The 18,767-nt window shown below is 62.6% G+C and carries 17 protein-coding genes and 2 pseudogenes; 9 read left to right on the plus strand and 10 right to left on the minus strand.

What is annotated here, in order from left to right:
* From ilvA to queF, 3 genes are all read left to right on the plus strand, one after another.
* Window positions 1–846: threonine ammonia-lyase, biosynthetic (gene ilvA, locus H281_RS0109765; RefSeq protein ID WP_020066924.1), on the plus strand; the 846-nt coding region annotated here is incomplete at its 5' end.
* A gap of 22 nt (window positions 847–868) precedes the next feature.
* Complete coding sequence (locus H281_RS0109770) at window positions 869–1,771, plus strand: 5'-nucleotidase (protein WP_020066925.1); 903 nt, start codon at window positions 869–871, stop codon at window positions 1,769–1,771.
* Entirely contained in the window at window positions 1,768–2,592 is an 825-nt protein-coding gene (gene queF, locus H281_RS0109775) for an NADPH-dependent 7-cyano-7-deazaguanine reductase QueF (protein ID WP_020066926.1), read from the plus strand. The genes H281_RS0109770 and queF overlap by 4 nt, the downstream gene beginning before the upstream one ends.
* Window positions 2,593–2,648: 56 nt before the next feature.
* Here the strand turns inward: queF and H281_RS0109780 are convergent, their stop codons facing one another.
* The 3 genes from H281_RS0109780 to H281_RS0109790 all read right to left on the minus strand — a co-directional run bounded on the left by H281_RS0109780 (window position 2,649) and on the right by H281_RS0109790 (window position 5,484).
* Complete coding sequence (locus tag H281_RS0109780; RefSeq protein WP_020066927.1) at window positions 2,649–3,035, minus strand: RidA family protein; 387 nt, start codon at window positions 3,033–3,035, stop codon at window positions 2,649–2,651.
* Window positions 3,036–3,108: 73 nt separating this feature from the next.
* Window positions 3,109–4,590 carry an N-acyl-D-amino-acid deacylase family protein gene (locus tag H281_RS0109785; RefSeq protein WP_020066928.1) on the minus strand — a complete coding sequence of 494 codons (1,482 nt, stop codon included), beginning with the start codon at window positions 4,588–4,590 and terminating at the stop codon, window positions 3,109–3,111.
* A gap of 3 nt (window positions 4,591–4,593) precedes the next feature.
* Window positions 4,594–5,484 (minus strand): MurR/RpiR family transcriptional regulator, encoded by an 891-nt coding sequence (locus tag H281_RS0109790; RefSeq protein ID WP_020066929.1) that lies wholly within the window; start codon window positions 5,482–5,484, stop codon window positions 4,594–4,596.
* A gap of 166 nt (window positions 5,485–5,650) precedes the next feature.
* Between H281_RS0109790 and H281_RS0109795 the strand changes: the two genes are divergently transcribed.
* Entirely contained in the window at window positions 5,651–6,928 is a 1,278-nt protein-coding gene (locus tag H281_RS0109795) for an amino acid deaminase (RefSeq protein WP_020066930.1), read from the plus strand.
* Window positions 6,929–7,021: 93 nt separating this feature from the next.
* Here the strand turns inward: H281_RS0109795 and H281_RS0109800 are convergent, their stop codons facing one another.
* Both H281_RS0109800 and H281_RS0109805 read right to left on the minus strand, forming a co-directional pair.
* Window positions 7,022–7,525 carry a MarR family winged helix-turn-helix transcriptional regulator gene (locus H281_RS0109800; RefSeq protein ID WP_020066931.1) on the minus strand — a complete coding sequence of 168 codons (504 nt, stop codon included), beginning with the start codon at window positions 7,523–7,525 and terminating at the stop codon, window positions 7,022–7,024.
* A gap of 29 nt (window positions 7,526–7,554) precedes the next feature.
* Window positions 7,555–9,150, minus strand: coding sequence for an MDR family MFS transporter (locus H281_RS0109805; RefSeq protein ID WP_027804455.1), 1,596 nt, complete (start codon window positions 9,148–9,150; stop codon window positions 7,555–7,557).
* Window positions 9,151–9,289: 139 nt separating this feature from the next.
* Between H281_RS0109805 and H281_RS0109810 the strand changes: the two genes are divergently transcribed.
* Window positions 9,290–10,132 (plus strand): EcsC family protein, encoded by an 843-nt coding sequence (locus H281_RS0109810; protein ID WP_020066934.1) that lies wholly within the window; start codon window positions 9,290–9,292, stop codon window positions 10,130–10,132.
* Here H281_RS0109810 and H281_RS0109815 read toward each other — a convergent pair.
* The 5 genes and pseudogenes from H281_RS0109815 to H281_RS0109835 form a co-directional block, all read right to left on the minus strand.
* The gene (locus tag H281_RS0109815; protein ID WP_020066935.1) at window positions 10,102–11,064 is read right to left on the minus strand and encodes an alpha/beta hydrolase; all 963 of its coding nucleotides are present in this window, start codon (window positions 11,062–11,064) and stop codon (window positions 10,102–10,104) included. The two genes, H281_RS0109810 and H281_RS0109815, sit on opposite strands and share 31 nt — an antisense overlap.
* Before the next feature lie 131 nt (window positions 11,065–11,195).
* Entirely contained in the window at window positions 11,196–11,630 is a 435-nt protein-coding gene (locus tag H281_RS0109820) for a CHRD domain-containing protein (protein ID WP_020066936.1), read from the minus strand.
* Between the two features lie 352 nt (window positions 11,631–11,982).
* Window positions 11,983–12,963, minus strand: a pseudogene (locus H281_RS0109830) (response regulator); the annotation flags it as partial.
* A gap of 48 nt (window positions 12,964–13,011) precedes the next feature.
* Window positions 13,012–13,323, minus strand: a pseudogene (locus tag H281_RS37560) (response regulator); the annotation flags it as partial.
* 247 nt (window positions 13,324–13,570) lie between these two features.
* On the minus strand, window positions 13,571–15,094 hold the full coding sequence (locus H281_RS0109835) for an MFS transporter (RefSeq protein ID WP_027804456.1): 1,524 nt from the start codon (window positions 15,092–15,094) through the stop codon (window positions 13,571–13,573).
* A 94-nt stretch (window positions 15,095–15,188) separates the two neighbouring features.
* On the opposite strand from H281_RS0109835, the gene H281_RS0109840 reads away from it, so the two are divergent.
* From H281_RS0109840 to H281_RS36770, 4 genes are all read left to right on the plus strand, one after another.
* A complete protein-coding gene (locus tag H281_RS0109840) occupies window positions 15,189–16,076 on the plus strand; it encodes a LysR family transcriptional regulator (RefSeq protein ID WP_020066940.1) in 888 nt (295 codons plus the stop codon).
* Between the two features lie 451 nt (window positions 16,077–16,527).
* Window positions 16,528–17,229, plus strand: coding sequence for a c-type cytochrome (locus tag H281_RS0109850; protein ID WP_020066942.1), 702 nt, complete (start codon window positions 16,528–16,530; stop codon window positions 17,227–17,229).
* On the plus strand, window positions 17,226–18,560 hold the full coding sequence (locus tag H281_RS0109855) for a c-type cytochrome (protein WP_020066943.1): 1,335 nt from the start codon (window positions 17,226–17,228) through the stop codon (window positions 18,558–18,560). The genes H281_RS0109850 and H281_RS0109855 overlap by 4 nt, the downstream gene beginning before the upstream one ends.
* Window positions 18,561–18,590: 30 nt before the next feature.
* Window positions 18,591–18,767 (plus strand): hypothetical protein, encoded by a 177-nt coding sequence (locus H281_RS36770; protein WP_020066944.1) that lies wholly within the window; start codon window positions 18,591–18,593, stop codon window positions 18,765–18,767.

An 18,767-nucleotide genomic window follows, 5' to 3' on the forward strand; every position in this document is an offset into this window, starting at 1 on the left:
AACGAGGTCGGCCTGTTCTCCGACGGCACCGCGGTGAAGCTCGTCGGCGAAGAAACCTTCCGCCTGTGCAGCGAATATCTGGACGACGTGCTGCTCGTGAACACTGACGCGCTGTGCGCCGCGATCAAGGACGTCTTTCAGGACACCCGCAGCGTGCTCGAACCGGCGGGCTCGCTCGCTGTGGCGGGCGCAAAACAGTATGCGGAGCGCGAAGGGATCGAGAACCAGACGCTGATCGCGATCACGTCGGGTGCGAACATGAACTTCGACCGCATGCGTTTCGTGGCCGAGCGCGCGGAAGTGGGCGAGGCGCGCGAGGCGGTGTTCGCGGTGACGATTCCCGAGGAGCGCGGCAGCTTCAGGCGCTTTTGCGAACTAGTGGGCACGCGCAGCGTCACGGAATTCAATTACCGGATCGCGCAGGCCGAGTCCGCGCACATTTTCGTGGGCGTGCAGATCCGGAACCGCAGCGAATCGGCGCAGATTGCGGGTGCCTTCGAGGCGCACAATTTTGCCACCGTCGATCTGACGTTCGATGAGCTCTCGAAGCAGCATATCCGTTACATGGTCGGCGGCCGCTCGCCGCTCGCGCACGACGAACGGCTATTCCGCTTCGAGTTTCCCGAACGGCCGGGCGCGCTGATGAAGTTTCTTTCGTCGATGGCGCCTGACTGGAACATCAGCCTTTTCCACTACCGTAATCAGGGCGCGGACTATAGCTCGATTCTCGTCGGCATCCAGGTGCCGCAGACGGACAACGCGGAGTTCGAGCGCTTCCTCGCCACGCTCGGTTATCCGCATTGGGAAGAGACGCACAATCCGGTGTATCGGCTGTTTCTTGCCTGACCTTCTGGATTGAAACGCGCACATGGCTCTCTCGCTTGTCGACAAACTGGTAGTGGCGATATCGTCGCGCGCACTCTTCGATTTCGAAGAAGAGAACCGCGTGTACGAAGAAGGCGACCTACAGACGTATGAAGCGCTGCAGCGCGACCGGCTGACGGTGCCCGCCAAACCCGGCGTCGCGTTTCCTCTGATCCGCAAGCTGCTGGCGTTGAACACGGGCGGTCATCATGTGGAAGTGGTGATCCTGTCGCGCAGCGATCCAATCAGCGGACTGCGCGCATTTCATTCGTGCCGCGAACATGGGCTCGCTATCGAGCGCGGCGTGTTCACGCGCGGCCGTGCGCCGTTCGGATATCTGAAGCCCTTGAACGCGTCGCTGTTTCTCTCAGCTAATCAGGACGACGTGCGCGATGCGCTGGCCGCAGGTTTCCCGGCTGCACGCGTCCTGCCGGAATCGGCGAAAATGGCGAGTAAGTATCCGGACGAAATCCGCATTGCTTTCGACGGCGACGCGGTTCTATTTTCCGACGAAGCCGAGCGCGTCTTTCAGAAGGACGGCCTGCGGGCGTTCGTCGGCCATGAGACGCACAATAAGGATTTGCCGCTCGCCGACGGGCCGCTCAAACCCTTGCTCGAAGCGCTTCACCGGCTGCAAAAACTCGCGGATCAAGCCGCGCCCATGCATATTCGTACGGCATTGGTGACGGCCCGCTCGGCGCCCGCGCACGAGCGCGCGATCCGAACCCTGATGGCCTGGAACATCGAAATCGACGAAGCGATGTTCCTCGGCGGCCTCGACAAGAGCGCATTTTTGCGCGAGTTCGAGCCGGACTTTTTCTTCGACGACCAAATTGGCCATTGCGAATCGGCCCGCGTCGTGACGGCGACCGGGCACGTGCTGAGTGGCATCGTGAATGCATCATGACACCCGAACAATCACCGCTGGGTAAGGCTTCCACTTACACCGAACAGTACGACGCCTCGCTGCTCTTTCCGATTGCGCGCAGCAACGCACGCGACGCGATCGGCATTGGCGCGCAACTGCCGTTCTTCGGCACGGACATCTGGAACGCGTATGAATTGTCGTGGCTGAATCAGCGCGGCAAACCGCAAATCGCGGTGGCGACCTTCTTCGTGCCCGCCGAGTCGCCGAACATCGTCGAGTCGAAGTCGTTCAAGCTTTATCTCGGCTCGTTCGCGCAGACCGCGTTTGAGTCGATCGACGTGGTGCGCGACACGATCAAGCGCGACGTATCGGCGTCTTGCGGCGCGACCGTTTCGGTTCATCTGACTGCGCCGCACGATTTCGGCAAATTGCAGATGGAAGAATTCGAGGGCATGTCGCTCGACCGGCTGGACCTGGACACGGACGTCTACCACCCTGACGCCTCGCTGCTGAAAGCGGCGTTAGACGAAGCGCCTGTCGAGGAGACGCTGTTTTCGAACTTGTTGAAGTCGAATTGTCCGGTGACCGGCCAACCGGATTGGGGCAGCGTGCAGATTCACTACGTCGGCCCGCAGATCGATCACGCGGGCTTGCTGCGCTACATCATCTCGTACCGTAATCACACGGGTTTTCACGAGCAGTGCGTCGAGAAAATCTTTATCGATGTGCTGAAGGCATGCAAGCCGGTCAAGCTCGCGGTCTATGCGCGTTATACGCGGCGCGGCGGGCTGGATATCAACCCGTTCCGCACCAACTACAACCTGCCGATGCCGGACAACATGCGGCTCGCGCGTCAGTAAGCAAGCACGCTATCGCCGCGGGTTCTCAGTCACGCGCCCGCGGCAAACCTGATGCTTCAAGCCGTCGGCTTCTTGTATGCGACGCAATCCACTTCGACCTTGCAGTCGATCACCATCGACGAAACGACACATGCGCGCGCCGGCGGATTGTCGCCGAAGTATTCGCGGAACACCTTGTTGAACGACGCGAAGTCGCGCGGATCGTCGAGCCACACGCCGCAGCGGACCACATGCTCGGCGCCGTAGCCCGCTTCCTTCAGAATCGCGAATACGTTCTGGATCGCCTTGTGCGATTGCTCGACAATTCCGCCGTTGATCACTTCGCCGTTTTCCATCGGCGTTTGCCCGGAAACGAACAGCCAGCCGTCCGCTTCGACTGCACGCGCAAACGGCATATGCTGACCGCCCGTTCCCTTCCCGCCTTCAACGCCATATCGCTTCATCGTCATGCTCCTTAAAAGTCGGGCGCGCGTGCTCGTTGCGGCGCGCGCCATGGTAGATCGTTCGATCGGATAATCAGAATGCGCCCTGCGCATCGCCTTTCGACGCCGCGCCGCGCGCGACGAAGTGTCCGGCGCGCTCGCCCGTCACTTCGCCGTTGCGGTAAGTCAGCACGCCGTTCACCCATACTGCGTCGATGCCGTCGGCCGCCTGTTGCGGCTTTTCGAACGTCGCCGCGTCGCGCACCTTAGCCGGGTCGAACAGCACGAGGTCGGCGTGATAGCCAATGTGCACCTCGCCACGTTGCGCGAGGCCGAAGCGCCGCGCCGACAGACTCGTCATCTTGCGCACCGCTTCTTCGAGCGGCAGCAAACCGGCGTCGCGCGCGTAATGGCCGAGCACGCGCGGAAACGCGCCCCACAAGCGCGGATGCGGCAGCGGATCGTTCGGCAAGCCGTCCGAGCCGACCATTGTCGCGGGATGCGACAGGATGCGCCGCACGTCTTCCTCGGACATGTTGTGATAGACCGCGCCCGCGGGTTGCAGGCGCTTGCCCGCTTCCTGCTGCGTGACGCCCCACTCGGCCGCAATCTCTTTGACGAGCTTGCCGGCCATTTCCGGATGCGGTTCCGACCACGTAATCGTGATGTCGATGTCGCCGGTGACCTGCTTCAGGTCGAGCGTCGACGAACTGCGGTTGTACGGATAGCAATCGCAACCGATAGGCTGCATGCGTCGCGCGCCTTCGAGCGAGTTCAGCACTTCGGTGCTGCGTCCCCAGTTCGACGGCCCCGCGCATTTCAGATGCGAGATGATCACCGGCACGTGCGCGTGACGGCCCACGCGATACGCCTCGTCCATCGCGTCGAGAATCGCGTCGAACTCCGTGCGCATATGCGTGGTGTACAGCGCGCCGGCGGCGGCGAGCGGTTCGGCAAGCGCCATGACTTCTTCGGTCGGCGCGGCGAACGCGGAGCCGTAGGCGAGTCCCGAACTCAGCCCGAGCGCGCCGTTGGCCAGCGCTTCTTCGAGTTGCGCGCGCATGCCCTCGATCTCTTGCGGCGAGGCCGCGCGGTCGAGCCGGTCCATCTGGTTGTTGCGCAACGCGGTGTGCCCGATCAACGCGCCGACATTCACGGCCGGACGCGCCGCATTCACGGCTTTCACGTAGTCCGCGAAGCTTGGGTACTGGAACGCGTCGCGCTCGCCGAGCAGATTCATCGGGTCGGGTGGATCGCCCTTCAGCGCAACCGGCGACGCGCTAATACCGCAATTGCCGACGATCACCGTCGTCACGCCTTGCGTGATCTTCGGCAGCATTTGCGGCGAGCGGATCACGTGCGTGTCGTCGTGCGTATGAACGTCGATGAAACCCGGCGCCAGCGCCCGGCCTTCGGCCTCGATCACTTCTTCGGCGAGCCAGTTCGACAGATTGCCGATCGCGACGATGCGCCCGTCGCGGACCGCGACGTCGCGCTCGACAGGCGGCGCGCCTGTGCCGTCATACAGTTGCGCGCCGACGATCAGCGTGTCGGCGGCTTCGGGATGCGAGTGCATGAATCAGTCTCCTAACGGTTGTCGATCGCCGCCGCCGCGGTGCGTGTCGAGCGCGTGCTTCATGCGGCGTAGCAATTCGCGGCTCTCGTCACCCTGGCTGACGGCAAGTTCGGTGACGAGCACATCGAGTGCCATCATCATTGCGTAACGCGACGACGACGGCTTGTAAATGAAGTCTGTCTCAAACGCGACGATCGGGATGACCCAGTCGGCCAGCTTCGCCAACGGCGATGCCGGGGCGGTCAGTGCGATCACCGTTGCGCCATAGCTGCGCGCGATTTTGCAGTTCTCCACCATCTCCGGCACGCGGCCCGTGGTGGACAGCGCGATCACGACGCTGTCGCGCGACACAGTGCTCGCGACCATGCGCTGCAACAAGCCGTCCTGATAAGTGGCCGCGGGCCGGCCCAACCGCACCAGTCTAAAACGCATTTCGTCGGCGAGCGCGGTCGAGCCGCCGCCCATGCCGAACACATAGATCATGCGCGCGGCCCGCAGCGCTGCTGCGGCGCCCCCAAGCGGCGCCTGGCGCAACAGTTGATGATTGTGCGCGAGCGCAGTCTGCAGTTCGTCGAACACGCGGGTTGCGACGTGCTCGGGCGCGTCGTTCGGGGTGCCCGGCTGTAGAAAGCGCTGACCCACCGCGGCCGCCTGCGCGAGCCGCAGCTTCAACTCGCGGACGTCGCGGCAGCCCACCGCCTTGGCAAACCGCGTGACTGTCGCGACGCTCACCTGCGCCTGCTGCGCGAGCGCGCCGATGCTGGCGCGCGATGCGCTCATCAGATCGTCGAGGATCAGCGAGGCGACCTTGCGTTCAGCCGAACGCAACCCCGGCGCGCATTCGGCGATGCGCGCGACGATATCGAATGCCAGCGGTTCGGCGGTTGAGTTCATTGCAGCCCGGGGATCACCGCGCCAAGGCTCGCGATGGCTGCAGGTAAAACACAGCGCGAGTGCGGGCCTAGCTTGGTACTAAATAACATTTCTTCGCCCATCGTACTTTCGGTAACATGTTAAAGTCAACTTCGATGCAATTTAACCGGACGATGGAGCAGGAGACATGAAAGTTACAAACTATCAGGGCGCTACGATTGATCCCTATAGCAAGGGCTTGGGCATGGTTCCGGGCGCCAGCATCCAGCTCACAGATGCTGCGCGTCTCGAGTGGAATCTGCTGAACGAAGACGTGAGCCTGCCCGCCGCTGTGCTTTACGCCGATCGCGTCGAGCACAATTTGAACTGGATGCAGGCGTTCGTTGCCGAATACGGCGTCAAGCTCGCGCCGCACGGCAAGACGACCATGGCGCCGCAACTGTTTCGTCGTCAGCTGGAAACCGGCGCGTGGGGCATCACGCTCGCCACCGCGCATCAGGTTCGCGCGGCTTATCACGGCGGCGTCTCGCGCGTGCTGATGGCAAATCAGCTGGTTGGGCGCCGCAACATGATGATGGTCGCCGAGCTGCTGAGCGACCCGGACTTCGAGTTCTTTTGCCTTGTCGATTCAGTCGATGGCGTCGAGCAGTTGGGGCAGTTCTTCACGTCGGTGAAAAAGCCATTGCAAGTGCTGCTCGAACTCGGCGTCGTGGGCGGCCGCACTGGCGTTCGCGACGAAGCGCAGCGCAACGCGGTGCTCGAAGCAATCGCGCGTTATCCCGACGTGCTCAAGCTCGCCGGCGTTGAGCTATACGAAGGCGTGCTGAAGGAAGAACACGAAGTCCGCGAGTTTCTGCAAAGCGCGGTCGCGGTCACACGCGCGCTCCTCGACGAAGGACGTTTCGATCGCACGCCGGCTATCCTGTCGGGCGCGGGTTCCGCATGGTACGACGTGGTCGCCGAGGAATTCGTGAAGGCGTCGGAAACCGGCAAGGTCGAGGTCGTGCTGCGTCCCGGCTGCTATCTGACACATGACGTCGGCATTTACCGCAAGGCGCAGACGGATATCTTCGCGCGCAATCCAGTCGCGAAAAAAATGGGCGAAGGCTTGCTGCCTGCTTTGCAATTGTGGGCCTATGTGCAGTCGATTCCCGAACCGGATCGCGCAATCATCGGTCTAGGCAAGCGTGACTCCGCATTCGACGCGGGCCTGCCCGAACCGGCCCGCCATTATCGGCCGGGCAATCCGGCGCCGCGCGACATAGCGGCGAGCGAAGGCTGGGAGGTTTTCGGCCTGATGGATCAGCACGCGTACTTGCGGATTCCCGCGGGCGCCGATGTGAAAGTCGGTGACATGATCGCGTTCGACATCTCGCACCCGTGCCTGACTTTTGATAAGTGGCGCCAGGTGCTGGTGCTCGACTCCGCTTATCGCGTTACCGAGGTGATCGAAACGTTCTTCTGATTGTTCTGGCGTTTCGCGAGCGGCGAGCGGCGTTGGGATGGGACGCACCGCTTGTGCTCTTGGCGCCCTGCTCGCTGCGCCAATCGACGACCGTCAAGCACGTTGCTTCACGGGCGGTTGGCGGTCGTCAGCAGTGACGTCGCCGGCTGTTTCTCCGGCGTTAGTCGCGGACACCACTTCGCCAATCCTCGCCTCCAGCATTTTTAGCGCGCCGGACAGCGCGTTCAGCGCATCGTCCGGCAGCGCGGCCATTGTGTCGTGCAAAAAGGCGTTGCGGCGCGGCAAGCTCGCTTCGGTTGCGGACAAGCCCGCTTCAGTCAGGCGTACGTTGGTCACGCGGTTATCGCGCGAGTCCATGCTGCGCGCAATCCAGCCCAATCCTTCGAGCGCTTTTAACTGGCGGGTCAATGCGCCAGGATCGACCCGCAAACGTTCGACAAGCCGCTTCTGCGACGACTCGCCCGCCTGCTCATGCAGCGCGAGCATGATGCGCCAGCGCGGCAGCGGGTGGCCGACTTGCGCCTCGAACGCCGACATGAACGTACGGTACGTGCGTCCAAATTGCTGCATGACGGCTATGCGGTCCTGTTCTTCCATGATGGTTCAGTGAAACTCAAAAGCTGAAATCAGTCGGCGTGAATCACCGGCTCCAGCTTGCGCTGAAGCTTGATCGGCGGAACACGGCGACTTTGCCATACCGACACCACGGCGATGATGGCCGCCATCGCCAAACCTAAATGAATTGCGGCGACGAGCGTTTCGCGCGCGCTTTCCAGAAGCATGGCGCCGTTATGCCCGGCTTGTGCGAGTTCGCTCAGCAAGCGCGCCTGTGCTTCGTGATTGATCAGAATCTGTGGATCGCCCAGGTCCGTGAACCATTGCGATGCGCGCTCGCTGTCGAGTGCGCTGCGCACGCCGCTCGCGTACATATGGCTGACCAGCGTGCCGGTGAGCGCCGTACCGATCATGCCGCCGATCATCCGCAGCGATTGCAGCAGCGCGGTTGCAATGCCGAGATGCTCGCGACCGGCCGTCTGCTGCGCGAAGATCGTCAGGTTCGGCATAACGAAACCGAGGCCGAGCCCGCCGAGCACCATGAACGACATGAGTAGCCACTGCGGCATGGAACGCGTTGCGACGACCACGCCCAGACACGCGAGCGCGAGCAGCGCGAAGCCGACATACAGCATCAGATTCGGATTGCGCACGCGCGAAATGACGCGCCCGTTGGTAATGCTGCCGATCGTAATGAACACGACGAGTGGCGTGATGACGAGGCCCGCTTCCTTCGGCGACATGCCAAAGCCGCCCTGGAACAGCAGCGGCGCATAGAAGAGCAGCGAGAACATCGTGAAGCCGCCGAGCACCGCCAATGTAAATAGCGCGGCGAGACTCGGATTGCGGAACATGTCGACGGGAAGGATTGCTGTCGGGCAGCGTTTCTCCCATTGCCACAGTGCATACGCCGAGGCGATGCTCAGCACGAGCAACGCGCATGCGCTCAATGTGAGCCCATGCTTCGGCAGCAATTCGACGAACAGTTGCAGCGAGCCGAGCGCCACCGCGATCAGCACGGCGCCGGGCCAGTCGAGCCGCATCTTGCCTTCATGCTCCACATGTCGCAGATGCGGCAGGAAGCGCCACACAAAGAACAGCGACAGCAGGCCGACCGGCAGATTTACGTAGAAGACGGAGCGCCAACCGTAGTACTGCGTCAGGAAGCCGCCAAGCGATGGACCGATTGCATTGGCAATGCCGAATGCCGAACTCATCAGCACCTGCCAGCGCAGACGCACGACGGAGTCCGGAAACAGATCGGCAATACACGCGAAGGCGGTGCCCACCAGCATGCCGCCGCCGATGCCCTGCAAGCCGCGAGCGAGAACTAGAAACAGCATGTTGTTCGCGACGCCGCACAACACGGACGCGCCGGTGAACACGATGATCGACGCGATCACGAAGGGCTTGCGTCCGTAATAGTCGCCGAGGCGCCCGAAAATCGGCACGGTGATCACCGACGTGAGCAGATACGACGTCGCGACCCACGCGTATAGCTCGAAACCCTTGAGTTCGGCGACGATTGTAGGCAGCGCGGTGCCGACCACGGTCTGGTCGAGCGCGACCAGCATGGTGACGAACGAGATGCCGAGCATCGCCAGAAGCGATTCCCGGAACGGTAAGACTTGCCCACTCGAATGGTGGGCTGCGGTGTGAACGGCCATTTTTTGATGGAGCAACAGTTGACTCGTCAAACGATTGGGAATCATACCATGCGTTCGCGCTCTAAGCAGGACGATCCGGCGCGCCAGGCGGCGCCCCGAATCGACTGAAGAATGCACATAAATGACGCCAGGGAGGCACATGCACCCGAGTTCGCTCGCAACACAATCGTTGTCCGACGAGGACCTCCGCGCGCTGCGGCGCGCGAAACACGAGCTGGAAAGTCCAGCGCTGGCAATGAAACTGGCAAGCATCGTCGGGGCGCCGCTGGAGAAGCTGATTTCGCGCATGCCGGCGTTTGCGAACGAAAAGGTCACGGACGCGACCGAACTGGCGTTGCGCAAATGTCTGTCGATTGCGATGCGCACGCTCGGCCGGCGTGACAGCGCGTCGCCCTTGCTTGTGCCGGACAAACCGAGCAACTTGCTGCACAAGTTCGCGGTCGCTACGACCGGCGCAGCGGGCGGCGCATTCGGCCTCTTGGCGCTACCCGTCGAGTTGCCCGTGACCACCACGCTGATGTTCCGCTCGATCTGCGATATTGCGCGCAGCGAGGGCGAGGATCTGACGGCAGTTGACACCCAACTGCAGTGTTTGACCGTGTTGGGCATGGGCGGCACATCCGCCTCGGACGACGACGCCGACTTCGGCTACTTCATCATGCGCGGCGCGCTGGCGCAGGCGGTGTCGAAAGCGTCGTCGGAAATGGCAACGAAAGGATTCACCGCACACGGCTCGGCCGCCTTGCTGCGCCTGCTGCACTCGATCGCCGCGCGCTTCTCGGTGCAGGTGAGCGAACAGATCGCCGCGAAATCCATTCCGGCGATCGGCGCGGTGCTCGGCGCGATGGTCAACACTGTGTTTATCGACCACTTCCAGCAGGTCGCACATGGCCATTTCACCGTACGGCGCCTCGAACGGCAGTACGGCGAGCAGACGGTAAAGGCCGCCTATCAGACTATCGACGTCACCCTGGATACCTGAGCCGCATTGGCCGCGCGGCTCGTCACGCGTCCAACGAAGTCCGCTGCGCGATCGAGCGCCCGGTTCGCCTCGGGGATGAACGGCGCGAAGATCGGCCACACATGCGGCATCTTCTTCCACACCTCGAGCTCACAATCGACGCCGGCCGCGCGCGCGTTAGCGGCCACGCGCCGCGAATCGTCGAGCAGCACCTCGGTGCTGCCGGCCATCATGAAGAGCGGCGGCAAGCCGCGCAGGTCCGCATAAACCGGCGACGCATACGGATGGGTGGCAGGCATATCGCCCAGATAGACTTTCGCTGCTTTCGTAATTGCCGGGCCGCTGAACATGGGATCGGCGCCGTCGTTGTCGACAATGCTGGCGCCTGTTGCCGCGAGATCGGTCCACGGTGAGAACAGCACGGCGCCTGCGGGCAGCGGATCGCCCGCGTCGCGCAGTGCGACCAACGTAGCGAGCGCAAGACCGCCGCCTGCTGAATCGCCGGCAATCACAATCGATTCGGGTGCCGTGCCTTCGGCAATCAGGTAACGATAGGCGGCAGTGGCATCGTCGAGTGCGGCCGGAAAGCGATGTTCAGGCGCGAGGCGGTAGTCGAGCGAAAAGACCGGCGCGTTCGCGCGCGTTGCGAGGCCGAAGACAATCGAGCGATGTGTGCGCGGCGAGCAGAAGTAGTAGCCGCCGCCGTGGAGATACAGCACCGTGGGTCGCGCGCCGATCGACGGCTCACCCGAGCGCTCGATCCATTCGCCACGCAGCGGTTTGCCGTCCGCACCGTCCAGTTCCCGAAGACGCCAACCACGCGGCACGTCCGGCGACCAGGCTCGCTTCGCGGTCAATGCGCGCGCTTTCTCGACATCGATATGCGGCTTCAGGGTTTGAGGGCGAAACTGCCTGCGCAAAATCCAGCACGCGACTACGCTTTGCCAACTCATTGGGACATCCTCCCTGGGAAATGTCCCACCATGGTACGTGCGTGGCCGCCATGCCGGTGGACGGCGGCTTCTAATTTTGCTGAAGACGGCGGCGACGCGTTGGCGACGCGCCGCTTCAGGGATTCTCTGATCTAGTTGGCGGGCATCACTTGCCCGCGGATTTCACCCGTCGGATTTTGCGCGGTATGAATGTTGAAGTACCACTGGCCCGCCATCAGATCGGTTACCTGCTGCTCGGTGAGGGCGGCAGACCCTTTCATTGGACTTGCGAGCGCGCCTTTGTCGATCGGCACCTGGACCTTTGCATTTTGTCCGACCGGCGCCGGGCCATGAAAATGCGCGGCAGTTACTGGGCCGCTGAGGCCTTCGTAGCTGACAGTCCATTGCAGGGATTTCGTCGACGTATCGAACGTTGCGTTCAGCGTGCCATGTCCGTGACTTACACGCGGCGGCACTTCGCTTGAAGGCTCGAGAGCCGCTTTTAGCGCGACCGTGTCCGCGAACGCGACACCCGCCGTTACGGCCCACAACACCACAGCCAGGTTGAGTTTTTTTAGCGTAATCATGGTCTTCTCCGACTAGATGCGCCGCCGCGCCGACACCTCGGCCACGAGCGAAGCCATCACATACTAGTGCAAATCTTCGAAAGACGTTCATGGCGGACGACGCGCGGGTCTACGCGTCTAAATCGCGCCGTTGATTTCGCTTGTAACGATTTTCCAAACAATTATTTGCAGATTCTGCACTGAATCATCCGCGTTTTCCCGAGTATGCTTTGGGCTCGCGAGAAGTGACTCCTTCATCGAGGGATGTCTCCAAATCTTTAACGCGGCTTCGGCCGCGTTTTTTTTCGTCCGTCGATTGCGGCGCGGTTGCGAGCAGCACTGCTTTGGGCGTTGATCCAGCTAATGACCGCGCTCAGGCGAGCAATGCCGCCTGGTGTTCGATGCCGTCAAGCATCGCGTTGCATTTGTCGATCACCGCGAGTCCGTTATGGCGCCCGCGCTCGGGCGCGCCCGAGATATCGCGGCGATATTCGTCGAGCACGCTGATGAGCGGAGGGTATTGCAGTACGCTCGCCGCGCCTGCTACCCGGTGAAGCCACTCGCGCACGCGCAACGTGTCCGCGTCTTCCAGTAACAACGACAGTGCCTGAATGTCTTCGCGCACTGAAGAAACGAACGAATCGAGCAACGCCTTGACCGTCGATTCACTGCCCCACAATTGCGTCATCTGATTCAGGTCGACCGGAACGAAGGCCGAGGCTCCCGCGGCCGACGAGTCTGTCGGCTCCTGGATATCAGCGTTATCTGCGGGTGCCGCCTGCCATGCGCTGCCAGTGCTGAACCAGCGGCTCAAGTATTCACGCAATGTTGCGAGGCGCGTCGGCTTGACGAGGTTGTCGTCCATGCCTGCCTCGCGGCAGAGGCTCAGATCTTCAGGCGCCGTATTGGCGGTGATGCCCAGAATCGGCAGACGGTCTGAGCGGCCTTGCTCGCGCTCGCGCTCACGGATACGCCGCGTCAGTTCATAGCCAGATACGTTGGGCATATGGCAGTCCGTGATCAGACATCCGTAACTGGTGTGTTCGAGCGCGGATAGCGCTTCGGCGCCGTCGTTCGCGACGTCGCACGCGAAACCGAGCAGCGCCAGTTGATGGCGAATGAGTTCCTGATTCACCGGATGATCTTCAGCGACGAGAATCAGGCGGCCGCTCGCGATAGCCCGCTCCCGGTCCGGCGGCGCGGTGATGCTTTCATGCATGCGCGGCACGCCGACCGACGGCGCCGGCGCGGACTGAAGGCCCGTCATGGCCGCAGCACACGCCGCACCGAGTCCGCGCCACGATATCGGATTGATGCTTAGGCGAACGTTGTCTTCGAGAATGTTGGTCGTCGTCGACATGACGACGATGCGTAGTCGCGGCCACTCAGCATGGATCTGCCGGATCAGGTTCAGTTCGTCTTCCACCGCGGCGCCGGGATCAGGCATCGACAGGTCGGTGACCAGCACGTCACATGGCGTGCGCCGCAGCAGTTTGATTAACGACGTCGGGTTGACGGCCTGGCCGACGATGGCGACACCGGATCTGGTTTCGAGCATAGCTCTAACGCCAAGCAGAACGAATGGATGATCATCCGCGAGAATGATTCGGAGGTTCACTAGATTGATCTCGTTTGTTGTAGGAATAGTCGTCAGATACGCAGGACAAATCGACACGCTCCGCACCCGCGTCGACGCGCAATCGTTTCTAACCATCGCGCGTCGACGGGACCATAAAATCACCGCGGTGCGCGTAACGAAAATCGGAGTGTTCCGAATCAAGTGCTGAATTCACCGGCAATTACGGTGCACGGACAACAAAAGCCCCCAATTATTCAAAACGAATAAATTGAGAAAATCGGCGGGCTCAGGTTCGCGGGAAAATCACGTTTGAATTAACCTTGACCCGCGCGGCATTTCGATAAAAGCCGCGCAAAAACTGCCTCGCGCACGCCGGCAATCGTCAAGCCGTGTCACAGGCGCGCGGCGCGCTCGTGCCGACCTCGCGCAATGCGCGCGGAAAAACCGGCAGCGCAATCAACGCACAGAGACTTGTCACCGCCCACACCATCGGCCATGACCCGAGCGATAGCAGCGGCGGAATCGCGAGCGGCGTCAGAAAAAGCGAGAGGAAAACACAGGTATTGCCGAGCGCCAACGCAGTGCCGGCGCGGCTCGTTCCGGCGAGCGTCGCGAGTTCGGTGAAGGCGACGCCGTGCCAGGCAGATGCGCTCACCCCGCCGAGCACGATCATCGGCACGAGAAACATCGTCGTCACTGTTGTCGGGGTGTGCTGCATGCCGGCGACACCGCTCATGAGTGTGAGCGCCGCGAATAGCGCGGAAGTCAGCAGACTGCAGCCGCGCATGTATCCCCGGCGATTGCCGCGCTGATCCGTCCACCGGCCGCTCCAGACACGGGCGATGGCGGCGCCTGCCTGCACCGCGGCCATCGCGACGCTGATGGTCAGCACGCCGGCGCGCCCGAAGTCATGGAGGAACACAGTTCCGAACGTGATCACGGCGAGTTGCGGCACGCAAAGCGCGCCCGCGCCGAGCGCTACGCGCCAGATGCGGGCGTCACGCAGCGGCGAGCGGCTCCGGGCATGTGCGCCGTTAATGTCGTTTGCACTGCTAATGCCGCTTGTGCCGTTCGCGCCGTTCGCGCCGTTCGCGCCGTTCGCGCCGTTCGCGCCGTTCGCGCCGTTCGCGCCGTTCGCGCCGTTCGCGCCGTTCGCATCGCTTGCGCCGTTCGCACCACCCGCACCACCCGCACCACCCGCACCGCCCACACCGCCCTCTCCATTCGCCCCATGCCCACCGCCGACATACGCCGCGCGGGCATCGCCATTCTCCACATACGTCGGCTCATGCAACCAGCGCCATGCCAATGCCGCGGTTATCGCGCAACTCAGCGCCAGCAACGCATAAACACTCACGAAACCGAATCTCGTTGCAAGCGCCGGCAGCAACAGCGCGCCGAGTCCGCCACCTGCGGGGACAGCCGTCTGGCGAATGCTCATGGCCAGTCCGCGCTCGCCCTCGCGAAACCACGCCATGACCGCGCGGCCGCTCGAACCGTTGACGCTGCCGCCGAGCAAACCCACGAGCAACAGTCCGAGCGCAAGCGTCGTCACGCGAGGCACATGCGACCCGGACGGTGCTGCGAACAACGCCAAGCCGGCCAGCGCCGCGGCGGTGGAAAGCAGACCCAGCAGCAGCACGCGACGGTCGCCCCACCGGTCCGTCAAGAGTCCCCACGGCAATTCGCTCACCGCGATGCCCAGGCCGAGCATGCCCAGCACAAGCCCGAGCCCTTCATTGCCGAGGTGATAACCCGAGCGCAAGTAAACCGCCGTGGTCGGAATACCCGAGAATGCGGCCGAAAAGCTCGCGTTGGCGGCAAAGCCCACGCCCAATACCTTCCACCGGTGGCTCGCCCCTAGGCCGCCCGTTATCTGGTCGCCTGCCCGTAGTGCGTTTTCCATGTTTCCTCCGCAATGAATTCGGAGGTATGCTACGGCGACGCATTCCATCGGAAAAGCCGGAAATATAGATGTCATCCATCGGGTATAACGAAACATGAGCCAGCGCGGATTCGACCTGACGCAACTACGGACCTTCGTCGCCGTCGCCGAGTCGGGCAGCGTCTCGGCGGGCGCGGAGCGCGTGTTCCTATCGCAATCGTCGGTGAGCGAGCAGTTGAAAAAACTCGAGGAGCGTGCAGGCCAGCCGCTCTTCGTGCGCAGCAAGCAGGGCGTGAGCGCGACTCCCGCGGGCAGCCGCCTGCTGGAGCATGCGCGGCGCATCATCGCGATGAGCGAAGCGGCGTTCGAAGACCTCCAAGGTCGTTCGCTCGACGGCGAACTGCGCATCGCAATTACCGACTACTACCGCCCGCACGACATCGCTCGCATCCTCAAGACGTTTTCCGAGCAGCACCCGCGTCTGAAGCTGCATGTCACCGTGCTGCCGAGCGCCGTGATCGACAGCAGCGCCGGCGACGACGCATCGTTCGACATCGGCCTCTCGTTGCGGCTCGTTACGGGCAACACTCGCGCGTCGAGCGGGCGCAGCAGCGCGCGGAGCACCGTCGTGCGGCGCGAGAAATTGCTGTGGGCAAGCGCATCGGATGCGAGCCCGCGACCGGTCGCACCGTATCAACTGGTGCTGTTGCCCTCGAGTTGCCAGTTGCAGCGCTTCGTCGTGAAGCTGCTCGACGAAAACAAGGTGTCTTATGTCGTGTCGCATTCCGCCTCGGGCGTAGCCGGATTGCAACTCGCGTTGAAGGCTGGACTCGGCATCTCGTGCCTGAATGAATCGTCGATTGGAGCAGGTGTGGTCGCATGCCCGCCGGGCATTGGCCTACCCGCATTACCCGCCGTCGAGTTTCATTTGCTGCCCGGGCGGATCGGCGAGAGCGAACGTGTGACCAATGCGCGCTCCGCGTTGATGAGGCTCTTCAATTGAGCACATCAGAACATCACATTCGCGCGCTAACGTTCATTTGCATGCGGCGTGAATAGAAGTGTTGAAAGCGTTCTGAACGCCGCCTATGATGATCAGAGACGAAGTCAGCCAGCCTTATTGTTTCGTCATTGACGCTCCGAATGGATTGCTGCAGTCTGACATATGCAGTCGGGCATCAACGCGTCGATCCAGCAACGGGAAAGCTGCTGTCCTTCGCGCTTACGTGTGTCAACGCGTTCTTTGACGAGCCATTGAATCGCAGCGGCGAACCAACGTTTCGCCATCCACAATAAGTGCCCTTCCATTGCCGTTTGCGCTGTCGCGATAGAGAAAAAAGGTAGACCCGCTGAGCATGGCGAACCAGGCCGGAAGCGAATCCAGCCGTCAATGCGGGCGAAGCAGATCGACAAAAGAACGTTCCCCAGCGAGGCCCGACGTGCATCGTAGAGCTATGGGATTTGCGCTTCTGTTCGTGCTTTACGTCTTATGGAACGGCACGGCGCTCGCGGCTACCAGCGCGCCCGGCCCGATGCCCTCGGCCATGGACGAACGCGTGCGCGCCTGCACCTCCTGTCATGGCGTGCAGGGCCAAGGCCTCAACAACGATTACTTTCCGCGCATCGCCGGCAAACCGGCCGAGTATCTGTTCAATCAGCTAACAGCGTTTCGCGACGGCGGCCGCACCTATCCGCCGATGGGTTATCTGGTCGCGTTTCTCCCCGACGACTATCTGCGCAAGATCAGCCAGTACTTCGCCGATTTGCAGCCGCCCTACCCGAATGCCGATCAATCGAACGTCGCGCCCGCCGTGCTCGCAGCGGGTCAGCGACTCGTCATGCAGGGCGACCCGGCGCGCAAGATTCCCGCGTGCATCGCATGTCACGGAGCGCGCATGACGGGGCAGCAACCTGGCATTCCCGGCCTGCTAGGTTTGCATGCGAGCTACATAGCCGGGCAGATGGGAACCTGGCGCTCCGGCACACGTCACGCGCTCGCGCCGGATTGCATGCGGTCGATCGCCGTCAAGCTGACCGACAAGGACATCACCGCCGTCTCGACCTGGCTCGCGCGGCAACCGCGTCCAGCCGACCCGCGGCCCGTGCCGGCGTCCGCGGAGCGCTTGCCTCTCGCATGCGGGAGCCAACCGCAATGAAAACGACACTTCGTTCGCTGCGCGTGCTCTCACGTAAGTTGCACCTCTCGCTCCTGCTACTTGTTGCCGCCGCAGCGCTGGTCACCTGCAGCGCGCCACTGCACTCGCTTGTCACCGAAGCTCGCGCCGCCGACAGCACCACAGAAGCCAAGGCCAATACCTCCGTCGACAACCGCACGGACATCGTCAAGCGCGGCGAATATCTTGCGCGCGCGGGCGACTGCGTGGCCTGCCACACCGCGCCGCGCGGCAGGCTGTTCGCCGGCGGCCTCGCGATGGACACGCCGTTCGGCACGCTCTACTCGCCGAACATCACGCCAGATGCGCAGTACGGCATCGGCACATGGAGCGAGGACGCGTTCTTCCGGATGATGCGCACCGGCATCACGCCCGAGGGCAAGCTGCTCTATCCCGCCATGCCGATTGCGCAGTACACGAAGGTCACGCGTGAAGACTCCAACGCGATCTTCGCTTTCCTGAAATCGGTCGAGCCGGTGCGCACGCCGAATCGCAAGCACACGCTACGCTTCCCGTTCAATCAGCGCAAATTGCTGTATGGCTGGCGCACGCTGTACTTCCGCGAAGGCGAATTCAAGCCCGATCCGACCCGCTCCGTCGAATGGAATCGTGGCGCGTATCTCGTCGAAGGCCTCGGGCACTGCACGATGTGCCACACGAAGATCAACATGCTCGGCGGCTCGTCACAAAGCGAGCAATTTGCCGGCGGGCTGATTCCGGTGCAGAACTGGTACGCCCCGTCGCTCACTTCCGACAAGGACGGCGGACTCGGAGGCTGGAGCATCAAAGACATCGTCGACCTGTTGCAAGCGGGCATTTCCGATCGCGGCGCAGTGTACGGCCCAATGGCCGAAGTCACTTATCACAGCCTTCAATACATGACCGACGAAGACGTCAAGGCAATGGCGGTGTACCTGAAGACGTTGCCGGACAATCGCGGCCGCAAGTCCGGGCCGACAGCGCCGACCGGCACCAACGTGTTCGCGCTCGGTGAAAAGATCTACGCCGACAAGTGCGCACTGTGTCATGGCGCAAAAGGCGAAGGACAGTTGCAGCACTATCCGCCGCTCGCGGGCAACCAGTCGATCGAAATGAACTCCGCGGTCAATCCCATCCGCATCGTGCTGAACGGCGGCTTCCCGCCTGGCACGAAGCGTAATCCGGAGCCCTACGGCATGCCGCCTTTCGCGCAGGAACTGAACGACACCGACGCGGCCGCCGTCATTACCTATATCCGCACAGCGTGGGGCAATCATGGGACGCCGGTCACCGCCCGCGATGTCAACGAACTGCGCAAAGCGCCGCTGCACTAGCCGCCGCACCGGCAACAGGAGAAGCCCTAGATGGAAGCGAACGATACGCGCGCCGCGCTCCCTCCCACCGACGACGAAGTAGAACGCGTGGTCGTCGCGGGTCCGCATGGTGCGATCGCCGTCGCAGGCGTGGCCACGTTGATCGTCATGGCGATCTGGTTCGGCTTCTACTTCCTCGTGTTTCTGCCGCGCGGCGTCGTGCACTGA

It is taken from the genome of Paraburkholderia caledonica (genome assembly GCF_000383275.1).
GTDB classification, from domain to species: domain Bacteria; phylum Pseudomonadota; class Gammaproteobacteria; order Burkholderiales; family Burkholderiaceae; genus Paraburkholderia; species Paraburkholderia caledonica.

Coding starts and splice junctions, on each gene's coding strand:
- H281_RS0109815 (WP_020066935.1), bottom strand. CDS start 11,064: ATGAGTTGGCAAAGCGTAGTCGCGTGCTGGATTTTGCGCAGGCAGTTT.
- H281_RS0109780 (WP_020066927.1), bottom strand. CDS start 3,035: ATGAAGCGATATGGCGTTGAAGGCGGGAAGGGAACGGGCGGTCAGCAT.
- H281_RS0109800 (WP_020066931.1), bottom strand. CDS start 7,525: ATGGAAGAACAGGACCGCATAGCCGTCATGCAGCAATTTGGACGCACG.
- H281_RS0109835 (WP_027804456.1), bottom strand. CDS start 15,094: ATGGAAAACGCACTACGGGCAGGCGACCAGATAACGGGCGGCCTAGGG.
- H281_RS0109790 (WP_020066929.1), bottom strand. CDS start 5,484: ATGAACTCAACCGCCGAACCGCTGGCATTCGATATCGTCGCGCGCATC.
- H281_RS0109855 (WP_020066943.1), top strand. CDS start 17,226: ATGAAAACGACACTTCGTTCGCTGCGCGTGCTCTCACGTAAGTTGCAC.
- H281_RS0109805 (WP_027804455.1), bottom strand. CDS start 9,150: ATGGCCGTTCACACCGCAGCCCACCATTCGAGTGGGCAAGTCTTACCG.
- queF (WP_020066926.1), top strand. CDS start 1,768: ATGACACCCGAACAATCACCGCTGGGTAAGGCTTCCACTTACACCGAA.
- H281_RS0109840 (WP_020066940.1), top strand. CDS start 15,189: ATGAGCCAGCGCGGATTCGACCTGACGCAACTACGGACCTTCGTCGCC.
- H281_RS0109810 (WP_020066934.1), top strand. CDS start 9,290: ATGCACCCGAGTTCGCTCGCAACACAATCGTTGTCCGACGAGGACCTC.
- H281_RS0109850 (WP_020066942.1), top strand. CDS start 16,528: ATGGGATTTGCGCTTCTGTTCGTGCTTTACGTCTTATGGAACGGCACG.
- H281_RS0109770 (WP_020066925.1), top strand. CDS start 869: ATGGCTCTCTCGCTTGTCGACAAACTGGTAGTGGCGATATCGTCGCGC.
- H281_RS0109795 (WP_020066930.1), top strand. CDS start 5,651: ATGAAAGTTACAAACTATCAGGGCGCTACGATTGATCCCTATAGCAAG.
- H281_RS0109785 (WP_020066928.1), bottom strand. CDS start 4,590: ATGCACTCGCATCCCGAAGCCGCCGACACGCTGATCGTCGGCGCGCAA.
- H281_RS0109820 (WP_020066936.1), bottom strand. CDS start 11,630: ATGATTACGCTAAAAAAACTCAACCTGGCTGTGGTGTTGTGGGCCGTA.
- H281_RS36770 (WP_020066944.1), top strand. CDS start 18,591: ATGGAAGCGAACGATACGCGCGCCGCGCTCCCTCCCACCGACGACGAA.